The organism is Vibrio sp. 1078-1, assembly GCF_033340475.1.
On record NZ_JAWOWM010000895.1, the window covers coordinates 1 to 519 of the forward strand.

The 519-nt window shown below is 47.0% G+C and carries 1 protein-coding gene; it reads right to left on the minus strand.

All coding sequences use genetic code 11. From position 1 onward, the window contains the following. Positions 1-82: 82 nt before the first annotated feature. Positions 83-519: DMT family transporter (locus R7190_RS30700; protein ID WP_318138318.1), on the minus strand; the 437-nt coding region annotated here is incomplete at its 5' end.

Consider the following 519-nt stretch of genomic DNA (forward strand, 5'->3'; position numbering starts at 1 on the left):
GCTTGAATTGAGTGATAAAGACAAGCCCTTTGGTCTGATAGACGAAAGGGCTTTTTTGCATTCATCGTATAGTTTTTAGGTCTTACGAAACGATATGTACTCGCTGTTCGTGCTCCTTTTGAGCCTGAGGCTGAGCATGTTCTTTCTGCTTGCGACGCTCGCGTTTCGATAGCCAGATCAGTGGCACCACGATCATCACCGTACCGATGGCCATGAAAATATCTGGTATTTCACCAAACCAAATAAAGCCAACGACAACCGCACCAATCAAACCGCTGTATTCTGCACTCGCGATTTTGTTGCTATCGATAGAACGGTACGCCAGCACACAAGTCGCCGCATAGATCATAATGAACAAACTTGACCCTGCCGCGACAGGGAACGCGTCCCATTGCCAAGGTTGATCCTCAATAAGCACCAACAGCAACGCAACCGGAATACCGGCCAAGTTGGTCATCAGCAAGGTTTGCATCACTGATTGGTTTTTTGGCAACTTACGAATCAACAGATTGTTAACGG